General features: G+C 27.7%; 49 protein-coding genes. 2 read left to right on the forward strand and 47 right to left on the reverse strand.

Features of this window, described 5'->3' with window-relative positions; translation table 11 throughout:
• Positions 1–88 precede the first annotated feature (88 nt).
• The 36 genes from I2490_RS08865 to I2490_RS09040 all read right to left on the reverse strand — a co-directional run bounded on the left by I2490_RS08865 (position 89) and on the right by I2490_RS09040 (position 16,789).
• Positions 89–514, reverse strand: coding sequence for a zinc-ribbon domain-containing protein (locus I2490_RS08865; protein ID WP_206459339.1), 426 nt, complete (start codon positions 512–514; stop codon positions 89–91).
• Between the two features lie 21 nt (positions 515–535).
• Positions 536–832 (reverse strand): hypothetical protein, encoded by a 297-nt coding sequence (locus tag I2490_RS08870; protein ID WP_206459340.1) that lies wholly within the window; start codon positions 830–832, stop codon positions 536–538.
• A gap of 18 nt (positions 833–850) precedes the next feature.
• Positions 851–1,231: a hypothetical protein gene (locus tag I2490_RS08875; RefSeq protein WP_206459341.1), complete on the reverse strand. Its 381-nt coding sequence runs from the start codon at positions 1,229–1,231 to the stop codon at positions 851–853.
• Positions 1,232–1,288: 57 nt separating this feature from the next.
• Positions 1,289–1,558 (reverse strand): hypothetical protein, encoded by a 270-nt coding sequence (locus I2490_RS08880; RefSeq protein ID WP_206459342.1) that lies wholly within the window; start codon positions 1,556–1,558, stop codon positions 1,289–1,291.
• Positions 1,559–1,589: 31 nt separating this feature from the next.
• Positions 1,590–1,856 carry a hypothetical protein gene (locus I2490_RS08885; protein ID WP_206459343.1) on the reverse strand — a complete coding sequence of 89 codons (267 nt, stop codon included), beginning with the start codon at positions 1,854–1,856 and terminating at the stop codon, positions 1,590–1,592.
• A 16-nt stretch (positions 1,857–1,872) separates the two neighbouring features.
• On the reverse strand, positions 1,873–2,178 hold the full coding sequence (locus tag I2490_RS08890) for a hypothetical protein (protein ID WP_206459344.1): 306 nt from the start codon (positions 2,176–2,178) through the stop codon (positions 1,873–1,875).
• Entirely contained in the window at positions 2,163–2,417 is a 255-nt protein-coding gene (locus I2490_RS08895) for a hypothetical protein (protein WP_206459345.1), read from the reverse strand. The genes I2490_RS08890 and I2490_RS08895 overlap by 16 nt, the downstream gene beginning before the upstream one ends.
• A 62-nt stretch (positions 2,418–2,479) precedes the next feature.
• Complete coding sequence (locus tag I2490_RS08900) at positions 2,480–2,953, reverse strand: hypothetical protein (RefSeq protein ID WP_206459346.1); 474 nt, start codon at positions 2,951–2,953, stop codon at positions 2,480–2,482.
• Positions 2,954–3,027: 74 nt separating this feature from the next.
• Positions 3,028–3,615 carry a hypothetical protein gene (locus tag I2490_RS08905; RefSeq protein ID WP_206459347.1) on the reverse strand — a complete coding sequence of 196 codons (588 nt, stop codon included), beginning with the start codon at positions 3,613–3,615 and terminating at the stop codon, positions 3,028–3,030.
• A 34-nt stretch (positions 3,616–3,649) separates the two neighbouring features.
• On the reverse strand, positions 3,650–3,982 hold the full coding sequence (locus tag I2490_RS08910) for a hypothetical protein (protein WP_206459348.1): 333 nt from the start codon (positions 3,980–3,982) through the stop codon (positions 3,650–3,652).
• Positions 3,983–4,244: 262 nt separating this feature from the next.
• The gene (locus I2490_RS08915) at positions 4,245–4,805 is read right to left on the reverse strand and encodes a hypothetical protein (protein WP_206459349.1); all 561 of its coding nucleotides are present in this window, start codon (positions 4,803–4,805) and stop codon (positions 4,245–4,247) included.
• Position 4,806: 1 nt separating this feature from the next.
• Positions 4,807–5,112 carry a hypothetical protein gene (locus I2490_RS08920; protein ID WP_206459350.1) on the reverse strand — a complete coding sequence of 102 codons (306 nt, stop codon included), beginning with the start codon at positions 5,110–5,112 and terminating at the stop codon, positions 4,807–4,809.
• A gap of 23 nt (positions 5,113–5,135) precedes the next feature.
• Complete coding sequence (locus I2490_RS08925; protein ID WP_206459351.1) at positions 5,136–5,501, reverse strand: hypothetical protein; 366 nt, start codon at positions 5,499–5,501, stop codon at positions 5,136–5,138.
• Between the two features lie 16 nt (positions 5,502–5,517).
• Complete coding sequence (locus I2490_RS08930; protein ID WP_206459352.1) at positions 5,518–5,715, reverse strand: hypothetical protein; 198 nt, start codon at positions 5,713–5,715, stop codon at positions 5,518–5,520.
• A gap of 17 nt (positions 5,716–5,732) precedes the next feature.
• Complete coding sequence (locus I2490_RS08935) at positions 5,733–5,960, reverse strand: hypothetical protein (RefSeq protein WP_206459353.1); 228 nt, start codon at positions 5,958–5,960, stop codon at positions 5,733–5,735.
• Positions 5,938–6,222: a hypothetical protein gene (locus I2490_RS08940; RefSeq protein WP_206459354.1), complete on the reverse strand. Its 285-nt coding sequence runs from the start codon at positions 6,220–6,222 to the stop codon at positions 5,938–5,940. The genes I2490_RS08935 and I2490_RS08940 overlap by 23 nt, the downstream gene beginning before the upstream one ends.
• A complete protein-coding gene (locus I2490_RS08945; protein ID WP_206459355.1) occupies positions 6,223–6,588 on the reverse strand; it encodes a hypothetical protein in 366 nt (121 codons plus the stop codon). It abuts the gene before it with no gap.
• A 285-nt stretch (positions 6,589–6,873) separates the two neighbouring features.
• Entirely contained in the window at positions 6,874–7,158 is a 285-nt protein-coding gene (locus I2490_RS08950) for a hypothetical protein (protein ID WP_206459356.1), read from the reverse strand.
• A gap of 142 nt (positions 7,159–7,300) precedes the next feature.
• Positions 7,301–7,783 (reverse strand): hypothetical protein, encoded by a 483-nt coding sequence (locus I2490_RS08955; RefSeq protein ID WP_206459357.1) that lies wholly within the window; start codon positions 7,781–7,783, stop codon positions 7,301–7,303.
• Positions 7,784–7,862: 79 nt separating this feature from the next.
• Positions 7,863–8,000: a hypothetical protein gene (locus tag I2490_RS08960; RefSeq protein WP_206459358.1), complete on the reverse strand. Its 138-nt coding sequence runs from the start codon at positions 7,998–8,000 to the stop codon at positions 7,863–7,865.
• 8 nt (positions 8,001–8,008) lie between these two features.
• A complete protein-coding gene (locus I2490_RS08965) occupies positions 8,009–8,311 on the reverse strand; it encodes a hypothetical protein (RefSeq protein ID WP_206459359.1) in 303 nt (100 codons plus the stop codon).
• Positions 8,312–8,351: 40 nt separating this feature from the next.
• Positions 8,352–8,765 (reverse strand): NADAR family protein, encoded by a 414-nt coding sequence (locus tag I2490_RS08970; protein WP_206459360.1) that lies wholly within the window; start codon positions 8,763–8,765, stop codon positions 8,352–8,354.
• Positions 8,766–8,840: 75 nt separating this feature from the next.
• Positions 8,841–9,242 carry a hypothetical protein gene (locus I2490_RS08975; RefSeq protein ID WP_206459361.1) on the reverse strand — a complete coding sequence of 134 codons (402 nt, stop codon included), beginning with the start codon at positions 9,240–9,242 and terminating at the stop codon, positions 8,841–8,843.
• A 119-nt stretch (positions 9,243–9,361) separates the two neighbouring features.
• Positions 9,362–9,646 carry a hypothetical protein gene (locus tag I2490_RS08980; RefSeq protein WP_206459362.1) on the reverse strand — a complete coding sequence of 95 codons (285 nt, stop codon included), beginning with the start codon at positions 9,644–9,646 and terminating at the stop codon, positions 9,362–9,364.
• Positions 9,647–9,657: 11 nt separating this feature from the next.
• On the reverse strand, positions 9,658–10,332 hold the full coding sequence (locus I2490_RS08985; RefSeq protein ID WP_206459363.1) for a hypothetical protein: 675 nt from the start codon (positions 10,330–10,332) through the stop codon (positions 9,658–9,660).
• A gap of 21 nt (positions 10,333–10,353) precedes the next feature.
• Positions 10,354–10,596 (reverse strand): hypothetical protein, encoded by a 243-nt coding sequence (locus I2490_RS08990; RefSeq protein ID WP_206459364.1) that lies wholly within the window; start codon positions 10,594–10,596, stop codon positions 10,354–10,356.
• 4 nt (positions 10,597–10,600) lie between these two features.
• Entirely contained in the window at positions 10,601–10,849 is a 249-nt protein-coding gene (locus I2490_RS08995) for a hypothetical protein (protein WP_206459365.1), read from the reverse strand.
• Positions 10,836–11,027, reverse strand: a complete 192-nt coding sequence (locus I2490_RS09000; protein ID WP_206459366.1) for a hypothetical protein — start codon at positions 11,025–11,027, stop codon at positions 10,836–10,838. Before I2490_RS09000 ends, I2490_RS08995 begins: the two co-directional genes overlap by 14 nt.
• 22 nt (positions 11,028–11,049) lie before the next feature.
• On the reverse strand, positions 11,050–11,196 hold the full coding sequence (locus I2490_RS09005; RefSeq protein WP_206459367.1) for a hypothetical protein: 147 nt from the start codon (positions 11,194–11,196) through the stop codon (positions 11,050–11,052).
• A gap of 51 nt (positions 11,197–11,247) precedes the next feature.
• Positions 11,248–11,394, reverse strand: coding sequence for a hypothetical protein (locus I2490_RS09010; protein WP_206459368.1), 147 nt, complete (start codon positions 11,392–11,394; stop codon positions 11,248–11,250).
• Positions 11,395–11,668: 274 nt separating this feature from the next.
• A complete protein-coding gene (locus tag I2490_RS09015; RefSeq protein WP_206459369.1) occupies positions 11,669–12,184 on the reverse strand; it encodes a hypothetical protein in 516 nt (171 codons plus the stop codon).
• Positions 12,185–12,200: 16 nt separating this feature from the next.
• The gene (locus I2490_RS09020) at positions 12,201–13,214 is read right to left on the reverse strand and encodes a Fe-S-oxidoreductase (protein WP_206459370.1); all 1,014 of its coding nucleotides are present in this window, start codon (positions 13,212–13,214) and stop codon (positions 12,201–12,203) included.
• 143 nt (positions 13,215–13,357) lie between these two features.
• Entirely contained in the window at positions 13,358–13,735 is a 378-nt protein-coding gene (locus I2490_RS09025) for a type II toxin-antitoxin system PemK/MazF family toxin (RefSeq protein ID WP_206459371.1), read from the reverse strand.
• Positions 13,736–13,916: 181 nt separating this feature from the next.
• Entirely contained in the window at positions 13,917–14,876 is a 960-nt protein-coding gene (locus I2490_RS09030) for a phage lytic cycle repressor MrpR family protein (RefSeq protein ID WP_206459372.1), read from the reverse strand.
• On the reverse strand, positions 14,869–16,182 hold the full coding sequence (locus tag I2490_RS09035; protein WP_206459373.1) for a DNA sulfur modification protein DndB: 1,314 nt from the start codon (positions 16,180–16,182) through the stop codon (positions 14,869–14,871). Before I2490_RS09035 ends, I2490_RS09030 begins: the two co-directional genes overlap by 8 nt.
• A 64-nt stretch (positions 16,183–16,246) precedes the next feature.
• Complete coding sequence (locus I2490_RS09040; RefSeq protein WP_206459374.1) at positions 16,247–16,789, reverse strand: hypothetical protein; 543 nt, start codon at positions 16,787–16,789, stop codon at positions 16,247–16,249.
• Positions 16,790–16,960: 171 nt separating this feature from the next.
• Here I2490_RS09040 and I2490_RS09045 point away from each other — a divergent pair, with 171 nt between their 5' ends.
• A complete protein-coding gene (locus tag I2490_RS09045; RefSeq protein ID WP_206459375.1) occupies positions 16,961–17,272 on the forward strand; it encodes a helix-turn-helix domain-containing protein in 312 nt (103 codons plus the stop codon).
• A gap of 1 nt (position 17,273) precedes the next feature.
• Entirely contained in the window at positions 17,274–17,915 is a 642-nt protein-coding gene (locus I2490_RS09050) for an ImmA/IrrE family metallo-endopeptidase (protein WP_206459376.1), read from the forward strand.
• 46 nt (positions 17,916–17,961) lie between these two features.
• Here the strand turns inward: I2490_RS09050 and I2490_RS09055 are convergent, their stop codons facing one another.
• The 11 genes from I2490_RS09055 to I2490_RS09105 all read right to left on the reverse strand — a co-directional run bounded on the left by I2490_RS09055 (position 17,962) and on the right by I2490_RS09105 (position 21,357).
• Positions 17,962–18,219 (reverse strand): hypothetical protein, encoded by a 258-nt coding sequence (locus I2490_RS09055; RefSeq protein WP_206459377.1) that lies wholly within the window; start codon positions 18,217–18,219, stop codon positions 17,962–17,964.
• Positions 18,220–18,254: 35 nt separating this feature from the next.
• Complete coding sequence (locus I2490_RS09060; protein ID WP_206459378.1) at positions 18,255–18,431, reverse strand: hypothetical protein; 177 nt, start codon at positions 18,429–18,431, stop codon at positions 18,255–18,257.
• A gap of 27 nt (positions 18,432–18,458) precedes the next feature.
• The gene (locus I2490_RS09065) at positions 18,459–18,755 is read right to left on the reverse strand and encodes a hypothetical protein (protein WP_206459379.1); all 297 of its coding nucleotides are present in this window, start codon (positions 18,753–18,755) and stop codon (positions 18,459–18,461) included.
• A gap of 5 nt (positions 18,756–18,760) precedes the next feature.
• On the reverse strand, positions 18,761–18,937 hold the full coding sequence (locus I2490_RS09070; RefSeq protein ID WP_206459380.1) for a hypothetical protein: 177 nt from the start codon (positions 18,935–18,937) through the stop codon (positions 18,761–18,763).
• Positions 18,938–18,963: 26 nt separating this feature from the next.
• Positions 18,964–19,293, reverse strand: coding sequence for a hypothetical protein (locus I2490_RS09075; protein WP_206459381.1), 330 nt, complete (start codon positions 19,291–19,293; stop codon positions 18,964–18,966).
• Positions 19,294–19,495: 202 nt separating this feature from the next.
• Entirely contained in the window at positions 19,496–19,831 is a 336-nt protein-coding gene (locus I2490_RS09080) for a hypothetical protein (protein WP_206459382.1), read from the reverse strand.
• Positions 19,818–20,030: a hypothetical protein gene (locus tag I2490_RS09085; protein ID WP_206459383.1), complete on the reverse strand. Its 213-nt coding sequence runs from the start codon at positions 20,028–20,030 to the stop codon at positions 19,818–19,820. Before I2490_RS09085 ends, I2490_RS09080 begins: the two co-directional genes overlap by 14 nt.
• Before the next feature lie 14 nt (positions 20,031–20,044).
• A complete protein-coding gene (locus I2490_RS09090; protein WP_206459384.1) occupies positions 20,045–20,347 on the reverse strand; it encodes a 4-fold beta flower protein in 303 nt (100 codons plus the stop codon).
• A gap of 48 nt (positions 20,348–20,395) precedes the next feature.
• Positions 20,396–20,554: a hypothetical protein gene (locus tag I2490_RS09095; protein ID WP_206459385.1), complete on the reverse strand. Its 159-nt coding sequence runs from the start codon at positions 20,552–20,554 to the stop codon at positions 20,396–20,398.
• A gap of 27 nt (positions 20,555–20,581) precedes the next feature.
• On the reverse strand, positions 20,582–20,920 hold the full coding sequence (locus I2490_RS09100; RefSeq protein WP_206459386.1) for a hypothetical protein: 339 nt from the start codon (positions 20,918–20,920) through the stop codon (positions 20,582–20,584).
• Positions 20,921–20,973: 53 nt separating this feature from the next.
• Positions 20,974–21,357 carry a hypothetical protein gene (locus I2490_RS09105; RefSeq protein WP_206459387.1) on the reverse strand — a complete coding sequence of 128 codons (384 nt, stop codon included), beginning with the start codon at positions 21,355–21,357 and terminating at the stop codon, positions 20,974–20,976.
• Between the last annotated feature and the right edge of the window lie 28 nt (positions 21,358–21,385).

Here is a 21,385-nt window from a genome sequence, read left to right on the forward strand (position 1 = left end):
TATTTATTGTTTTGTAATTTTAAAATCAAAGCCTTGTTTTATGCGAATTTATGTCATTCAAAACGTTGAAATTCCAACATACACTTTATTATATTAAAATGTCATTTTCATCGAATTTAAGTTCAATCCCACAATTTCTACAAAACTTATCATTCAGATATACTTCAGTTCTACATTTGGAACATATATATTTTGAATAATAATTTTTTGTCTTTATTACACTGTTCATATAGTCAGACCATTCTATAATTTTATATCTATTATCTGCAAATTCATGTTTTGATAGAAAAGTTCCAAATTGTTTAATACATCCGTATATAAAATATACCGATTGTTTATCAAAATTATTATTTTTTCTCATTTGTCCTTTTAGCCAGCGGAAAACCCCATCACCCATTGTCCAGTAACCTTTTTCATATATTTTACATATAAAATCGTCTTCTTCTTCTTTTGTATTACATTTAACGACAATCTTATTGTTTCTAAAGTCATCCCAATTAAAATTCCCTAGCATAACTTCTCCTTTTCATATCGTCTAACATTCAAAATCTACTTCATCGGGTAAAGGCAGCTTTAAATTCAAGATTTCTCCAATATCGCAAGCCAAAGACCACATTCCCATTGCATGACCATGATTAAATGCTGTTTCATAAGCTCTTTCATCTTCGTCACATTCATAATCAGGTTCAAAATTAAGGTCGTTAAGTTCTTCCATCTCAGAAAGATATATATCAATAATTAATTTTTTAATTTCATTAATCTTATTCTCTGATGAATTTGTAAATTGCATTAAATCCTTTTTTAATTCTGCAAATTTAATATTTTTTTCCATAATATTATTTCCTTTCTATTAATCAACTGATTCATAAATCATATCAAAAGCGACTTTAAGTAAGACCCGTTTAACATTTTTCTCTTCGTCTAGAATAAGCATATAATCACAATCTTCATCTAAATATATTTCTTTGCCTTCAGTAGTAGTTATATAAATCATAGGTTCTTCGTATATCATTAGATGGGTTTTGTCATTTGTAATACCATCTGAATAAGCATATCTATCTTTATCTTTCCCACCGTCTCTTTTAATAAATTCTTTTGCTGAATCTAAGTCGTCAAATTTTGCTTCATAATCTTCGAAATTACCGCTATACAAAACAATCCATCCATCTCCTATTCCAGTTTCATATGGTATAGCTTCTACTATTCTTGGTTTTGATTTATATTTTGCCATAGTATCTCCTTCTTTAACTCCATATCAATCACGCATTTGATTTTAATAATTTCATTATTACCATGCTTCATATAAAACTTCTATTTTCCCAAAATATTGTTTTAATAAAAATTTTAGTTCTTGAGCACACCCTTTACAAAACTGCTGTGTATAACCTTCGAATTTATAATTGCAACATAATTCATTGTTTTTATCATATCCGAAGTTTAAATCTAAATAGTGGATATCAGCCCACTTAATAATAGGCTTACATAATTGTTTTAATTTATCTTCTGTCATGTTTTGCAATATATGTATTGAACCTTGTATGAATTTATTTTTTACCATATTATTATCCTTTCTTTAATTAACATCAAATCTACTTTTCATTCTGATTTTCAAATTCAAAAGCATCTAAAATAATAGGAATTTGATTGAATGAACTCTCAGTTTCTTCACCTGTTTTTATATTCAACGCTTTAATATATGTAGCATAAGTTCCGCTGCGACCTCTGCCCACCTTCTTAATTGGTACAGAGAATTGAACTGTGTCCCCTACTTTTAAATTTTTAAACATTTTAGCTTTTGTTTTGCGGTTGATTTTAATTACTTTTAAAGTATCACTATGTAAGATAATTGTATCCATATTTATATTCGCTCCTTTAACAGCCTAAAAATATTCTATCATCTATAATTTGAAATTGTTCTGGTATATATGAGTGAAGCAACATATGATAAGCATTATCTATAGGAAGTGCAAAATCCCATATTAACTGGTCTACTCTTTTTCCTTTAATGCTCGTTTCTAGGTTCGGAATAATTTGATATATTGCATTCCTCGTTTCAACGAATCCACTTAGTTCATTGATTTTTACCGTTTCGGTTTCCATTCTAGCAATTGAATCCAATATACTCACACTTCTGCGTAAATCATACGATATAATTCCTATAATTAATTTTCTATCCAATTATTTAACCACTTCCTTCCAAACAACAAATAATCATCTACAGCTTTTATAAATTCACTTTGTATGGTCGATAATTCCTTTGAGGCATAGTTTACTAAATCATTGATATATAACAATTCACCATAATACATTTTATCTTCATCACTATACTCGATTGAACCGTAAAAACCTTTATAGCATAAAATCGAACTATCTTTTGAGCGGCTTACATCACAACCCATAATATAATTTGCATTCATAATTACAATCACCTTTTTAATTATTAGCCTACTACCCATCACAATAGGCTAAATTTATCCTTTTATCTGAACTTTAAAACATCTAATTGTTTAACGTTTATATCTTCATATTTGCTTAATAAATCATATAGCTTTGTCCCTAAATCACTTTTGTCTATGTATATAATTGTTTCTCTTCTAGTTGCTTTACTTCTTATTAAACTCACATAATTTTCTACATTTAAATCATTTTCATCATTTTCATAAATATACATAGCATCATTTAAATACATTATAATTTTTTCTTTACTGCAACTAACATACATTGATTTTCCAACTTCATATTTCTTTTCAAATTTTAAATCCCTTTGCAGTCTTGTAATCATCTCCAATAAATCTCTTCTAGTTAATGTCGTAGATGAATTGCATTCAGTATTATTATATTCAGCCTGTAATTTTAATAATGTTTTTACCTGAAATTCCTTATCATGCGGAATGATATATCTTTCATTCCATTCTTTATATTCTCTCTCTGCTCTCTCGTTAAAATTTTCCATATGTATTTTCTCCTATTAATTATTATTATTTACTATAACTTATATATTAAATCTTGATGGGTTAGATTTAAAAACTATTCAATCACAATAACTTCTTCATCTTTTGTATTCATAATTACAAATGGTCTTTGTACGCCACAACAACATTCCTCTGCTGATTCTAATGCTAACGTAATTCTTTCTGGAATTGATATATCCATATTTTTAGTAGTGGTTAAGCTTCCCATTGCAGTATATTCGCCACAACCAACAGCAGTAAAACCTAATGTCGGTTCTAATACAGAATAATCTCCTTGAATTTCAAATATTTTATTACCTGCTCCTATAATAAAATTTGCTCCTCTACCCTGTTCTGGATAAGATACTACACCATCTTTAAATAGAGTGATAAGTTTTGGTATAAACTTTGTTACCATATACTCATGGTTTAATTCAGTATTTTTATACATGTCAATTTCATCGAATAATTTGTCTGAATATTTTAGTAAATCAATATGCCTAAATGTACTTGTTGAACCCATTACAACATTTTTAAATACCTTGTTTCTAAATACCTTGCTTGGAGTTTGCACATCTTTTGTAAAGCCATTACTACCTAAACTATCTCCACCAATCCAAGTACAATCATTTTCTTTATCAGCATATCCAATAATACAAGTCATATAATAATCTCCCTTTCTAAAATTGAAATCAAATTTACCTTTTATTTTGATATTCAGCTATCAAATTCTCTTTTGTCTTGTTTAATAATTTTAAGGCGTAATCTAACAATTCGCTATCTTCAAATTTTTCGTTTCTACAATATGAACAACTTGTCATAATGTGATACCTACAAGTATCAGAATAATATTTTGCTTGGCACTGTTCTGAATTAGGCTCAAATCCCAATTTACAAGATTCATATACAAATCCGTCTTGCTCTGCACAATATTCATCACACCAACTATTCCCACATTCACATCTAACAAAATTTCCACAATCTGGAAACGTTTCTCCACAATTTCTGCAAACTAAAAAATCAACACCCATATTTTAATTATTCTCCTTTACTCCACAATAATCATAGTGGCATTATATCCATGTTCCTGACCGCCAAAATGATTAGACATAGTAATCACCTTTTTATTTAATAAGATGTTATTTAAATCAGATATTTTATATTTTTCATATCCAGCCACATTATGTACATGAATGAAAACAGTTTCATCAGATTCAAATTTAAATTCTTCTATAAAATCTTTAAGTTTAATAGTATTTTTATTCGTATTATTATCTTCTTTTGTTCTAGCTATTATTGCTCCTCGTCTTTATTTTCTTGTTCGAATATTTCTAACATAGAATGAAACTCGCTTAATTTAATTTCTTGAAATCCTTCAGGTGTTTCAATACTATTTAATAGTTCATTATCAATTTTCACATATAGTTTATGATTATATTCAAATCTACTATATCTACATCCATAAATACAATCAAAATAATCAGCTACTCTTGGTTCAAATGCATTAATAACAATTTGGTTTTCAATACACTCTTGAGCAAATTTTTTAGCCAAATTACAATTCTTTTTAAAACTACGACAACCATTACTGTCTTCTTTTTTGTTTAATATACTTTCAAAATTAACTAAATCTTGTTTGGTAGGTATAATTGACAAATAAATCTCTTTTTTATCACATTCTTTAAAAGGCTCGTTAATCCTGCCATTCCCACCCATTCTATACATTTTAGATTCAATATTATTTTCATTGAAAAATTTACAGATAAAATCTTTTTGATTATTTAACAAATCATAATATGTATGTAAATCTTTATAGTATTTACTTTCTTTGTTTATAATAAATGCTCTTTCCATTTTATTCTCCTTGTATTGTTCCAATATCAGTAGATAATTTTTGATACTGTACTATCTTTTCTTTTTTACTATTTTTAATCGTTAAAATAATGTTATCTGATAAAATAGGTAAAACTTTATTATCTTGTAATAATTCAAATACAGCACATAGTTGATAAAATTCAACCATAATATCATCCACATTGGTTTTATTTGGTGTTTGTGGATTATAATTATTAAATCCAAATCTTAAAGATTTAGATATTGCTTGCTGAATTTCTGCACATTCTTCTGACATTGTTGTTAGTAAATTTTCTACTTTATTCATTTGATTCCCTTCTTAATCAATTGCTAAATTGATATTAATATAAACCACGTCAATAGAATTTGACACATATGAATTAACTGGTCTTGAATTAAGTTTATCTTTTTTATATTCGCTTTTAAATTATCTGTAGCAAAATGAATCAAAACATTTCCAATAAAGAAAATATAAAATAATGAATTGAATTCAAAGTTAATTTTAAACATAATTGGAATCATAATCATAAAAGTCCAACTAAAGGAATGCATTAATAACGCCCATAAATAATCATATCTATATAAGTCTTGTGGGGCGTTATCTTTCCACCATTGCTTTTGTTTCGCACTCGCTAACCATCCTTGTAAATAATAATCATCTACTATATGTAAAAATATCATTGTCAATAAAGTCATGTTATCTCCTCTCTAATTAATCCATAGCTTTATTAGCTAGGTTGTCTGAACGATACGGCATTTCATTTATAGTTGTTTCAATTATTAATCTGCCAGTGCCTTTGCATTTATTACAAATCTCTTCTTTTACCTCTGTTTCGTAAGCACAACCTCTATTAGAGATTTCTACGAATCCCCACCCCTTACATTTATCACATAAAATTACTTTTTTCATATGTATTCTTCCTTTCTTTAAATCTGATAACCTTCAGGATATTTGGTTGTTAATGGTCTATAGTCACTATCTAAACTATTAGCACTTTCTCCACACTTAGAACACTTCATAGCAGGAATAACATTATTATGAAAATTAGCATCGTCATAGCCATTCTTATGTTCTTCAATATGACCACAATTTTCACATTCATAATCTGCCCAAAAGTCTCTTCTGTTCTGACTAATTATTTTCTTTATTCTCATTATCTTTATTTCCTTTCTCAAATTCCTTCAATTCAAATTTGTTCATTGGTCGCATCACAGCAATTAATCTGCTATCTATTAAAATCAAATCTCCATTTTTATTTTTTATTGCAGTTTGGGCAGATGGATTAAAATTTTCAATAGTACCCTCAACCTTGCAACTTGCTCCATAGCGCTCTTGCCGTTCTAGCTGATTAGGATAATATTCTACATGATATTTTTTACCTTCACATCCATATTCATATTCTATTTTAGTGTTCAATTATATTATCTCCTTTTCTAATTCGTCATCTGTTTTCCAAACTCTATTTATTAAAATATCATGTATGCGTCTTCCAATATAATAGTCAATAAAATAACAATTGCCCTCTGATAACATTTTAGCCATCATATGGAAATCCCATTGTTCAGCTTTAGATAATTTAATAAGTATCTCATATACAAAATCATCAAATTCATCAAGGCTAATAGCATGTCTCTTATAATAAGCTTCATATCTATCTGTAAACCCATTTTCTTTAAATGTACGTGATATTCTATTAATTAAATCGTTACATTCATTTTGGAATGAAGTATCAAATGCATCAATTGTTTCGCTTAAATATTTCTTAGTGTTATTTAATTCCATTTATTTTTATACCATCCTTTCTTAAATCTCCATAAAAGTGAAATTTGCTGTGCTTTATACCAATCTTCTGCCAGTATTATCATCATTGTCTTCATATATTCTATTACCTCCAATACAGCAGCTAATTTCAATTATTCTTCTGTTATAAAAACTATCATAATGGCTACTATGAAAAGAATAATATTTATTACAATCAAAACAGTCTTTTACACAAGTACCATTACATTTAATATAGTTCATATATTTCTCCTTTTATTTTAATCTACAAATACTTTTCCACAAATTTCATACTTTTATTAAATAAGCTATTTTTCTATCTATAAATCCATCAATATGTTTAATGTCACAACTTAGATGAAAATCATCATATTTTAAATTACTAACTTTAGAATTCTTATGAATTACAATTCCATGCATACTTCCTAAAATTCCATGAGCTGTATATCTTTTATCAACATTATAATTCTTAAATATGTTTAAATAGTCTTCCCATGAAGTATATTCAATTATCCTTGATTGAAAATCCTCTTCATTCAATTCCCAGACTTCATATGCTTCACCATGATACATTCCGTCATCTGGTGCATAATTCTTTTATATGTACAATTAGCTTTGATATTCAATGCTTGAAAAGCATTTTCTAATCCATCCCCCGCCTAAAATTTCAACCATGACTATTCCTTTCTTGCTTTATTATTATTTCTATTTCCCATTAATACCTCTTATCAATAAATAATTCTTCTTTTGAATGTGGTTTAGGTAGATTATTAACTGAAACATCATTTCCATAATAACCACTCCAACTTCCACAACCTGATAAAAATAAGTTGCCATTTTCATCAATTGAAGTAATTTGATATGCAGGTTTATTACAGCATTGCCAATGTGAAATAATAAAACAATTATCTCTTGTAATAGATTTTTGTTCATCTTTGAGTTTCCAACCAAATCTACACCAAAATTCAATAGATTCTAATGGATACCCTGCTTTTAAAAGCGAATTAGCTAAATTATATTTTGCGTGTTTTAATGCACAAATATCTGCATCTGTCTCTTTTTTATGTAATTTACCACACCAATTACATTTATATGATTTTACTTCTTCAGTCATTGGTTCTAGTAATTCATTTTGATGTTTAATATCTTTTGGTTTTCCATATTCATCCTCCCATGCTATACCATTAGCTAATCCCATATATTTTCTCCTTTCCATCTACATCAAACCTGTCTTTGATTCGTAATTTACATCCTAAAAACATGGGAATTTCCATGTTTTAATTGTCACTCTCTAAAAAATCATCACATGCTTCTCTAATTGATTCTATAGATTCTTCAACTTCTTCCTCAGAAGCATCTAACTTATATTCAATTCCATATATTCCAAACAACTCAAGTAACTCTTTTAATCCCATACCAACCTCTAATCTTTATTCATTCGATTAAGAATATCTCTACAATTATTATTAATAAACTCTGAAATACTCATATTGCCTTGAATTGTAGAATGCTCTTTATCGTAATTTTCTACTGCTTCTTTTAGCCATGAAGTATGCCAATATCCATCAATATATTTTTCTTCTGTTTCTTTAATTTTTTCTAAATGTTTTTCTTCACATTCTTTACAGTAGCGATTAACATTTTTTATTATGTAATGACATTTTAATGCGATGCATACGCATACCATACAAAGAATTGTTATTAGAAAAACATAATAGCCCAACATTTCTTTTATCATAATTTCCCTTTCAAAGCAAATGATTATTTTATTTTAATTCTTCTCTAATTCTCATAAGAATTTTACCAAGATTATTTTGACCTTTACCATTAACAGTACCCCAGATTCTATCGCCCCACGTATTACCTTCTTCTAAATATTCATTTTCTGTAGCTAATAGTTTTGATTTTAAAGCTAAATTTTGAGTAAATTTAGCTTTGCAAATTTCATGCATAATATCAAATTTAATATCATCCCATCCATGTCTTAATTGAATGTGTCTACCTTTTCTTTTTGCAGATGATGGGTCTAAATTGGCAAATTTTAATCTAGTATTATAATCAGTTACTTTCGCACTCTGGAAAGCTGATTCATTATTCAAATATACAATACCCTCATACTCTACAAAAGCAGAATAAAAATTACTTAAAAAATAATACTTACCTCTAAATTCATTAATCACTTACAATTCCTTCTTTCTGATTTTACCACCAACTACTTCTTTCATTTCCTTAATCTGTATAGTTTGCCCATAATTCTATACATCCTTTTTCTTGGTGTCTATTTCTGAATAATTCCACTCCCAATTAATTCTTTTAGGTTTTAAAGGTTTGATGTAATTATATTTCCAAATTACAAATCTCCAATAATCATAAGGTTTGATAATCATACATTGTTCATTAAATTTAATAATGCCATTATGTATATAACATTCATATGTGTATTCATCGTTGTATTTACAAATGAATATTGAATTAGGACATGATTGTTTATATTTCAATGTTCCTTTACAACTATTAAACACGTTTATAAATTGTGAAAAAGTAGCATATCCATAAGACATACCCTCATCTGCACACATACAATAATGGAATAACCAACAAAACATATAAGCTACCAAACCTATACCTAATAATAAACTCACTTCTGTTGTTGCCATTTTAATTTTCTCCTTTCACCAAATAATGTGACCATTAACTATCTGATTTTACATCTGGTGTTGTCTTGATTAGGATTACCTCTATCCCTATCAAACAATGTTTTGATTCTAAATTTCAATCACAATCCGCATGTATAATCCAATTCTGAAATAAAACCAAACCGTTTCATTTTATTTATCTCAGATGAGATAATATTAGTTCTTTCAGTTTTACTAATTGTACAAACAGGCAAATCTCTTCTGTAGACCATTTTATGAATACTATATCCGCACCTTAAACACTTATAAACCTTATATCCATAAATACAATCTTTCCCATTTAAATAGGGAGAGAAATAAATTTTATAATACTTTGCAATAGAATTTTCTTTCTCATACTTATGTTTACATTTAAATAATCTCATATTTACTCTCCTTAATATCTATCCCAAGGAATCAAAATAGCATATCTATAATCAGGATAATATGTTTCTGTCCCAGTTTGTTTCTTACACCACTTATCCAAAAATCTTTGTAATTCATCTTCATCTACTATTCTATCTCTTGCGTCTTCATGTAAATCATCTGTTGCTTGCTCTAAAATGCTATCTGCATTTAAATAAATTTTGCTACATGACGTAGCCCATACATATTCTGGTCTTTCGAGCGGCTCTCCGTACACTTCTAAATTTTCTTGGTTTCTATCATAATGACATTCGAAAAATTCATCTAAATCTGCTATATAGCCGTCATTTCCGTATCCCTCTATATATAACATTCCAGTCTTGTCTTCATCTGCATCGTTATATCCTATTTTAATCGCCTTCTCAAATCGTTGTTTCTCTTGTTCTTGATATCTTTTTTCTCTTTCAAACCTTTCAATTCTTTGACATTCTTCATTATCACAATGATGATAATATCTTTTACTATAAGGCTTACCACAATGAGGGCAACACTCAATCATTCCATTACTACAATTTCTGCATAATTCTATGTATCCTCTATCATCCTGTAACCACCCAACACCTTCACAAATGTCACATAACTTCTGATTTTCTTTTGGAACTTGCGGAAGAAGCTCAATCTTTTTATCTTTTACTGAAGTTAACATATTAATTCCTTTCCATTCTATTTAGTATTCGTTAATTTCTACGATATCTTTAAATTTAATTTTTTCTAAACTTCCTCTATCTTCATCCATGATTAAAATAGAATTTGGCATTATTTCTTCTATATTTCCACAATATATTCTTCCATCTTTAATAGTTATTTCAATACCATCATCCACTACAAATTCAAAATAATCATCTCTTTCATCTTCTTCATCATTAACACAAACTTCTAACTTCTTTACTACGTTAATATCAATTTTCATATTATTATTTCTCCTTTTCTTCATAAAAATCTTCAAAACGTCTTTCACAAATATCACAAGGTGGTAAAGGCTTTTTCATTGGATGTCCTACAAATTCATATTTGCATCCTACACAAGCCTTATTACGGTCTATCTGCTCCTGTAAAATTTGAATAGCAACAACTAAAGACAAATGAAATCTTGTTTCGGGTATATTTGAAATTTCGTTTTTTAAATCCTCTAAGTTTTCTATAACTTTTTTAATGTTGCTCATTATTTTTTCCTTCACTAAATATTTTTATTTCAGTATGCATTCCTTGAAAGGACATTATTTTATATTTATCGTTATAGTCAAAATTTAATATGTATCCTGCGTTTTCGAGGGCTTTTGTAACTTTTATAACATCTTCCGTATTATTAACACTAAAGAATCCTTTTTCCTTCAATACCATTTTATTTTCCTTTCTAATCAATTTATTTTAATTTAGCTGCTATAGTTTCGAGCATAGCTTTACAAAATGCCACCCATAAAGGGAAAAGAACAATTCCCCAACTCCAAGTAACTATACCAATCAATTTTAAAAATATAAATGTAACTAACAACCATCCTAATAAAGTCATTTTATTTATTTCCCTTTCTTTTACTATCAATTTTGCAATTTATGTACTTTTTTACTTTTCTCCAGCTAGTAATGCAAGATTTAATAATGCCTTTTTAAGTTGTTCATTTTCTTGTAATGCCTTGCATAATTGTTCTTGTTGTCTGCAATATTCTTTTTTATAATCTAAATCACATATATTTTTATTTTCATCTTTCATGTTATTTTTTCTCCTTCCTAATTCATACTTTTATATTTATATCCAATTGAAAAATCATGTTTCCCAAGGCAGAAAAATAGATATAATTCTTTTACATATTTATCATGACATATAAATAACCCTATATGAAAATTATCAATTTTATCATGATATGTAAAAAATCCTTTATTGTAATTTCTTCTTTTCATAACTTTTCCTTTCTAATTTACATAAAACATAAGTTTCATAGCCTTTTTCTAATTTTAAAACGTTGGAATTTCAACGTTTGTACTTCTTAATCTTTTACTATTTCAAAAGTATCATTAATTAAAGTCCAAGCACATGGTGAATATGCTTCTCCACTTTGTGTTTTGATAATATTGAGATTATATCTATCCATATAAATATAATCATTATACCAATTACTAGCCTTTATTTTTGTTCCTTGTGGACTTCTTGTTAATAATTCTACAGCTTCTATAAAATTCATTTTATTGATATTTTCTTCATTTTGCTTATATGTGCTGTCCGCTTTTCGTAAAATGTGCTTCCATTTCTTATTACAAGGTATAATTTGTATACCATATTCGCATGTGCTTAAATCTCTCAATATGTATGAAGCAATTTTCACAGCCTTATCAAAATCTCTTGTGTATTTACAATCTCCAAACATTTCTACAGCTCTTAAAGGAACAATGTCATCCATTACACCTTCCTTATCATCCCAATATAAATTATCAATCGCTTGTAAATGTTTAACTCTATATTGGTCTTTACATTGCAATATGTAAACTCCGTTATCTACACTCATGATTAGTCCTCCGCTTCTATTTAACAACGTTATATTTACATTCAGGCATACTTCCACTCAATATAACGTTCCCACATGTAATTCTACCTAAATCTTCGTCATAGCTTGGAATAAATACAAGCACATCAAACCCAACAGACTTTAAATCATTTTCTACTTCCTTATATGGAGTATACGATACATACCCACCAGTTGTTTTGATATCATTTTCTTCACATGATATTGTTTTATGTAAAGGTGTAATTTTAACCATAAATTTATCAGGATTAAATAAATCTCTTAGTTTTTCTGCATTAACTTCATATTCATCTGCAAGTGCGAAATTTAGGCAATATTTTCTTCCTTTTGGCATAATTAAATCTTTACCAATTTTTGAAATTTCTTCAATAGAAATAGCACTTCCACCAAACATGTCAGTGCGTTGGTTTTCATTTGTTGAATTAATACTGAATTGTAACCCAGCATCACCTCTGAATAAATCATTTTTAACATCTATAGTCCAATCGTTTAAGTGTTTCACTAATAAATTATTTCCTCTTGGTAACATAGTAGTAAACACTGGATGAACTAAGCTTCTTCCGATATATGGTCTTACAATTTTCTGAATATCTTTTGTGAATTCTATTACATTTGGATTCCAAGAAGGTTCTCCCATTCTTGCATAGTGAATATTTAATCTTTTAGTAGACTGAACCTCTGGATGTAGCAACAATGCTTGCTCAACTTGATTTTTTAAATCATCATAAGTAGCATTAATCCCATTCCCGACTTTAGGTACATCACAGAATCTACATTTTGAATTACATCCATATTGAGTAGATATTGTTACTACCCATTTTTCTTCTAACGGCTGAATTTCACCATTTGGAACACCATCAATATCTCTAGTAATACCTAAAAAATCAGCTTTTACATTCGCATTTTTACCATAATCTCCTATTGATAAAAATTCTAATTTGCCCTTTTCTCCTTGCATAATGCAGATGTCTCCTGTTGGAACTTTTAAATTCTTTAAAATCATTTCACTCATATGTATTCTTCCTTTCGTATTTAATATTATTATCTATATAAACGTTAAAAAATATCAACGGTATTTTCTCAAAAATTAAAATCAAACCTTTATTTGGCAGAAATATACGAATATACTTCTACCAAATTATATATAATTATCCCTTAATAGGCATAAGAAACTCTTGCATTTTGTTGAGACTGCATTATGCTTAAAATACCAACACTTATAGCTAACGCCCTATCGATATTATCCATATTAACATATCCCACCTTTTTTCTTAACCTGCTTTTGTCTAACGTTCTCACTTGCTCCATCATAACAGTAGAATCAACTTTTAAACCAGTAGTCTCCTTTTTTAATCCTATGTGCGTAGGTAAATTATTTTTAGTTTGTGATGTAATAGCCGCTGCTATAATTGTAGGGCTATATTTATTACCAATATCATTTTGAACAATAAGTACAGGACGTACACCGCCTTGCTCTGAACCTATTGCGTCAGATAAGTCAGCATACCAAATTTCACCTCGTCTAACTAACATATGAACATACATCCCCTTTCATTTTTATTTATGTCAATGTATTTATTATTATCTTTTGTTCTTTATGTTAGAAGAGTATCATAGGTATAATTATTTGTCAATACATTTTTTAAAAATTATTTATAATTATTTTTTATTTATATTAAAAGTGCCATCATATTACATAATGGCACTTGAATTTTTATAATAGATTAAATGCTTTTTTCCAAATCTCATATTGAGTTTTGAATGCATTAATATATCTATTCTTACTCGCTTCAGATGCTTTGGGATTAATATAATTTTCTACATATTCAGTAATATCCACTGTTTTGGTCAATAATTCATTTTGATGTATTCTATAAAAAATACCTGATATATATATATTATTTGAATTTAAAGAAATTGTCTTACCAAGTTTTTTTCTCAATACCACATTCATTCTTGACATTTTTATACGTGTGTATATTTTCAACAAATCTCTATTTTCAGTTGTATTTTCTATTAGATATCCCATTCTATATCTTTCGGTTTCACATGTTTTATTCCCACGTATTTTTCCTACATAATAATCCATAGAAGATAATTTTGAAACATTTTTAAACGCTTCAGGATATAATTGAATTGATTTGTCATTAAATGTAATCATTTTATTTTCATAATTAACATCACTCTCTTTAAGTTCAAATATGTCATTAGATTTTATTCCATTGAATAACAAAAGAAAATATGTCCTGTATAAATTATCAATAGTGTCTAATTCAACTTCACGAAGAGCTTCATCTAAATAATTATTTAAATGTTCTTCATCTTTTACCATAGATAACTTATAAGCAACACTCACATCTATATCATTCAGCGAAATATATTCAATTTTATTTTCTGTGTTTGGAGTTTTCCCATTTATAATACACCAATCTATATACAATTTTAATTTGCTTAATTCTGTTTCTTGATAGATAACACTTCCTTTAAGGAAAAGATGTAATGCAAGCATTATAGTCTCATAGGAAAAATTTGAAATATCATCATCAAAATCTTTTTCAATTTTTCCAATCCTATTAAAGAAATTCTCCCAACTCTTTTTTAAATTTTCGATATCTCCATCGCTTTTTTTTAAAGAATAGTTAATGAATTGCATTTTTTGTTCTTTATTATACATCCAATTCACCAACCTTCTGAGAAAATGTTTTGATTATATTATCTGGAGTATTGTTTCCAGATATTTGATTATTTCTTGACCAATCCATATTTTCTATAATGTTTCTCGTTGCATCCTTCCAGTTAGGATTGTTTCGTAAAATCATAGATAAATAAACAAATCCATACCAAATATTTTTATTTACGCTGACTCTTCCATATCTCCTTGCTTTTCTAAAGTCTGAAAAATCATCAACGAAAAATTCAGCCAAATAATTAAAATACTCTATTAACCATTCAGCTAAATCAATTGCTTGTTTCTTTAATTTAAAACTATTTGCATCATAAAATTTATCAATTGCTTTCGATAAAATAGAATAAGAAATAAATCCATTATCCCAAAATGTTGTTACTATTTTATCCGCATATATTCTTTCTGCATTTTCATTTCGCTGAATTTCATTAACTACTTCATTTGCAAATGTCATTTTCATAGATTCAATATGGTCTTTCTTTACAGGTTCCACATTCCATTCTTGTGAAATACATTCCTTTACTCTTTTTGCTGTATAGAATGTAAATACTACTTGAAAATACTTATTTCTGAACACGCTCTTTAGTTCTGGATGGTTAAAATAAGCGTGTTCAGCAGCTAACGTTCTATGATTTCCGTCTGGAATAATACAATCTGCTCCAATTGGAATAATAATTTTACCTTCCTTATTCACATTTGGGGCGAATTTACCATCATCCATTAAATTAATTCTTATTGTGTTGTAATTATAAGTTCCATCAACAATCGCTTCTTCAATTTCTGCGACTCTTTCATGATTTATTTTTATTTTCCTTAAAATCTCTCCTGTTTCATCTACTTCGCCAACAATTTTGCTTTGTCTTTGCAAGTTGGGGTCTATTCTTATAATATTATGCTTTCTCAGCATGGCAATTTGTTCTATCGAAGCAATACAGCTCCATTGATTTTCATCTAATTTAAAAGCATTTTTTAATACTAAAAATTTAGCGACATCTATTTTATCTCGTACATATGTTTTAAACTCTTTTAATTCATGCTCAGTAAAATAGTCAGTAACTTTAATTATTTTTGGATTAACTTTTTCTATCGCTTCAGCAAACCAATATAATTCAGCAAGCGGAATGTGATATAATGTTTCAGGATACATTACAATCTTGAAAAAATCTTCTCTGCCAAATTTATCATTTTGTATTAAAAGATTTTTTATATTATCAAAAAATTCACTATTTATTGCTTCAATCAACTTATCTTTAATTATATCAATTAAATCTTTTTTGCTGTTCTCGTTTAACATTATAATTACCTCCTGTATTCACAACATAATAATACTAATATTGTAACACAAGATAATTATATAGTCAAACTAACTGCAATTTATAAACAAAAATATTATGATGACTAAATATATTATTTTGTATTACTAAATCAACATCAGCAACCAATTTAAGCTCTTTATTAGAAATTAGATTATACCCTTCTATCATATATTCTATTCTTTCAATTAACTGCTTATGTAATAATATTATCTTATCATCAATAAATTTTATTTTTGTTTCAGCTTCTATCAACATACAGCTCATTTCATTGATAGTTTTTAGTGTTTCATTTAATATATTTTCATTAATATTATACACTTCCTCTAATTTATATGTATACCATTCAGTATTCATCATGTAGGGAACTGATTCAACAATCAACTTATCTTTTATTAATTTATATTTTTTATCAGCTAATATATTATAGCCATCTATCATAGCTTCTAATTTATTAATCAAACTGGATTTTGCAGCATAGAAGTTTTCACTATATCGCAATATTTCTTCTTTGCTAACGCATTCAGCCAAATTATTAATCTCATCTAGCGTATTTTTCAAATTTTTCACTTTTGTTAAATTTTTCATTTTTATTCCTCCATCATTATATTGACTTTTTATGTAAAAAGTATTAAAATTAATGAATAAAAATTTGCACATAATCAACTTCAAATTCATTTTAGTTTATATTTTCCAAATTGTCAACACGTTTTGTTGATTTTGTGCAAACAATTTAGTGGTTTTACCAAGGGGGCTGTTATGATTATCGAACAAATTAAAAAATTATGCAAAGAACATGAGATGACAATGAGTGATTTAGCTGATAAAATAGGAGTTGATAAATCAACAATTAGTCGTTGGAATAATACTAATATTCCGTCAACACAAGCATTGTTGAAAATTGCAGATTATTTCAATGTCTCGATTGACTTTCTTTTGGAAAGGAGTGTTTATGATGAAAACATAATATCTATCCAACGTGCTTATAATAAAATGAACAATAGCACTAGAGAAAAAATGATGACAATTCTTAAAACTGCTTTCGATGAAGACTTTAAAGAGGATAATTAGTATGACTAGAATTAGATACCAGTATATCAACTCTGAAATTTTAAAATTGTTAAAATCTTTACCAGACAATTTATTATGTTTCCCGTTGGATATAAAAAAAATTATTCAATTAATTCCAAATTGCAATCTTTCATCATATTCATATTTTGCAAATCACTACAATGTAAGTATTAATGATGTTATATCTTTGTGTAATAGTCAAAGCGGATGCACTCACTATGACGAGGCGAAAAATAAATATTTAATTTTATATAACAACTCTTCAAAAAACTACAATGTTCGTGGCAGACAAATTTGGACTCTTGCCCATGAATTAGGTCATGTTAAGTTGAAGCACTTATTATATTTATCTGAAAAAATGGTTGCAGAAAATAGACTAGATAATTCATCTTGTACAATTTTTGAACAAGAAGCAGATTATTTTGCAGCAACTATATTATGTCCATTTCAAATATACAAGCATTTAAAAATAACAGAACCACTCGATATTCAAAATATATTTGATTTATCTATTTCAGCTTCAGAAAATAGATTTGAGCAATATGAAAAATGGAAAACACATCATGTTAAAACCGCATTTGATAATGACCTTGTTAAAATCTTCAAGCCATTCTTGAATGATTATAAACTCCGTTCTCAGTGATTGAGAACGGGTTTTTATTTATTGTTATCTTCATCAAATGTCTGTTTTATCGTCTCAAATATAATCTAGGTCTATCTACAAACAAACCTTTTACTATTTTCCCGAAACGTTCGTGTGCTTCAATTAAAATATCATTTTCAAAATCACGAATATCACTATATTTTTTATCATCATAAAGTTTTAAAAATGTTACTCTAAATATTCCATCTAGTAAATCACCATTTCCATTTTTCCAATCATATATTTCGTTACACATTTGTATCAATATATCATTAGATAAGTTCTTCGCTAATTCTCTATCCATATCTGTCAATTCCCTTTCAAATTCTTACTATTGGTTTAATCGCTTATAATTTTATTCCAACCATCTTGGTCTTCCTCATCGGCTTCGTCAATTACTTCATAATCGTCATCCCACTCACTTGCTTCCATTGCTAAATTAAAAGCTTCATCTTCATTATCTGCCCACACTTCTGTCGGTCTACATTGTCTTATCTTTACTTTATATTTTTTCATACTATTTTCCTCTTTTATTCCACCCCTTTAATACATCAGCCCTATTTCCCATTTATTTTTAAGTTTTATATAAATTGTGCTTTCACTTTCTTTTATTTTATAATTTTCTAATTCCCAAGAATAAACATCAATTTCTACATCTGTAAGTTTTGATTTTAGATATAACATATCTGGATGAGATGCATCTGCAAATTCATTAATATCTTTAATATCAGAGAAACCATATGTAGATATCGCTCCGTAAATAATACCAACTAGATTTCCTTCTTGTTTTGATTTATTATAACTATCAATCATTAAATTTTTAAATATTTTATATTCCATCAACATCAACCCTTTCTCGTTTCTCTCTTTATACACCACTTGGGGCTTGTTTTTAAAGTTGTAGAATATATTTTCCGTCCACCTGCTATATAATTGTCAGGATGATAACATTCGGCATATGTATGTTTACCAATTACATAAAAATCCGCATATTCACATTCCTTACATTTTGGTACTGCCATTCTCCAATACTCCTTATGAAATTCGCTTATATTAAATCTTTCTTGATAGCTTCTCTAAACTCTTCAATGGATTCTTTAGCAATTCTATATCCTTGTAAATATTTTTCCAATTCTTCAATCATTGTATCGACGTTGTTTTCATTAATAGAAATATTGTTAATAATTCCAAAAGTATAGTCCTTGTCTTTATTATAATTTTCAACTGTGATATCTGGTAAATACTTTATTTCCTCAAAACCATTTACTCGAAATACATTATAGCGTTTTTTATCTCCACTCGAATCAGCAGTAATTTCATAACCTTTTTTATTATTATATCTTTTAAAATTTTCTTTTTCTAAATCTAATCTTAACATTTTCCGTCTCCTAATTTCCAATGAATTTCGCCTTTCATTCGCTTATATTATCATACCTACCATCAACTTTAGTTTCTCTTCCGCATTTACTACATTTGTAAGTCCTTAAACTATATCTGACATCTTTATCATAAATCTGTTCAAATGATATTTTATTCCATTTATGTTTGCAAAATAATCTTTTAAACATCATTAAATCCTTTCACCTGTTATTATCATATTGAAAATATCCTTTAACAGCCCTCTTTAACTTACTTTTTACATTTACACTGCTATCATCATTCTTTTTTAAATATTCATTTTTAAGATTTTTTATATCTAGTATTCTAAAATTCTCTAATGTAGTAATATCGAGAATTTCAAAGAAATCATAATAAATATCTTTATTATTAATTACTTTTAATTTGTTTTGAAAATCTTCAAAATCATTAAAAGTGAAGATAGAATCATTAAATCCCCCACGACTGTCATAATAATTAAACCCAAATAATATAAATTTAAATTTCATATCAAATCCTTTCATTCTATTTTCTAACAATATCTACTCTCAGAAAATCATTATCAGAGTTTCTTTTGCGTTCAACGATTTCCCATTCATCAGTTAATTTGGTTTTTAAAAGTTCCATAGTATCTTCAAACAATCCTAACCACTCAATACAATTTTCTTTTAAATCATAATCGTGTAGTGGCGAAAAATTAAACTCGTTTAAAACTTTTACTACGTCTTTAATATCCATATCAAATCCCTCTTTTATAAGTATTTTTTTAATGGAAAATCTTTATATCCTCCATACATTCCGTATGCTCCATAATTACCATAATTTATTCCACATCTATTCCCATATGGAGCAAATGCATATTTCCTTCTTCCAGATTTTCCAATATTATATATTAAACGCTTTTCATTTTTTATCTCACCCATATAGTGTCCATCTTTATCATAAACTTCATTTTCGTGGAATTTGCCCATATGCTTGCCATTTTTAAGCCATAAATTATCCCCATCTCTATAACCTACATATTCACCGCTCCAAGCCCATAAATTTTGTCTCATCTTTACACCTCATTTCGAAATTCAATCTGAAATAGTATTTTTAAAGCCTTACTTTATTTTTCTAATTGTCACAATTTCAATAACTTCCACTTCTTCATATGACCCCGATTCATTTTCAATCCATTCTCGAGCTTCTTCTTCAGTCATAAACCAAGAAAAACTCCAATTTGAACCATCTTTATATGTCGCTAAATAATTTTGTTCCATTTTTAATAACCCTTTCAAATTCTTATTTTAAATGCTTTCTTTATTTCCATCACGTTCAACAAAATCATCATCAAATTCAAAATTATATCGTTCTTTCAATTCTTTTATTAGTCTTAATTTAAGTTGAAATAAATCATCTGATAAACTACCACAACTATGTGAAGTTCTTCTAAGTAAATAACAAGATTGTTTTAATGCTAAAATTTGATTGATACGTTGGTATATTTCATAATAATTATTACAAAATTCTTCTATTTGTTCGTTCGTATAATTTTTAGCTTCTAAATAATCATAAACCGTTACTATTCTATATTCAATCATTCTGCCATCAATACTAATATTATCACCTATAAAATCTCTTAACATTTTTAATCCTCCTTAACTCCACTTAAAATCATACATTAAATGATTCATTTTAATTATTTATTTTCTATCAACAGTTCTATTTGTTCTTTTATAACTGGTATAGCTGTAATATCTAATGCTTTAATACTTTGTTTAATACCTTCTGGTATATCGGTCATTCGACTTATATCATATATAGCAAATTCTAAGTGTTCATATGCCTTATCTAAATCATCCCAAACCTTTTGTAGATTCTTCTCAGTTTTATTTAGTCTTGCCATTTTAATTTTCTCCTTGTAATCACGGTCGTTCCCATTGTTGAAGCATTCATGTTGTTTTTTTATATCGCTTGCAATTTTATCAACACTATCATAGTTAATTGGAATATTATTACCCTTAAATTTTCTGCTGTTTTCTCCTGCAACAATTATACCCTCATTCACATTTTTAGTAGACATCTTAATCTCCTTTCAATTCACCATGAAA

Source organism: Anaerovorax sp. IOR16, assembly GCF_017168145.1.
Lineage (GTDB): Bacteria > Bacillota > Clostridia > Peptostreptococcales > Anaerovoracaceae > IOR16.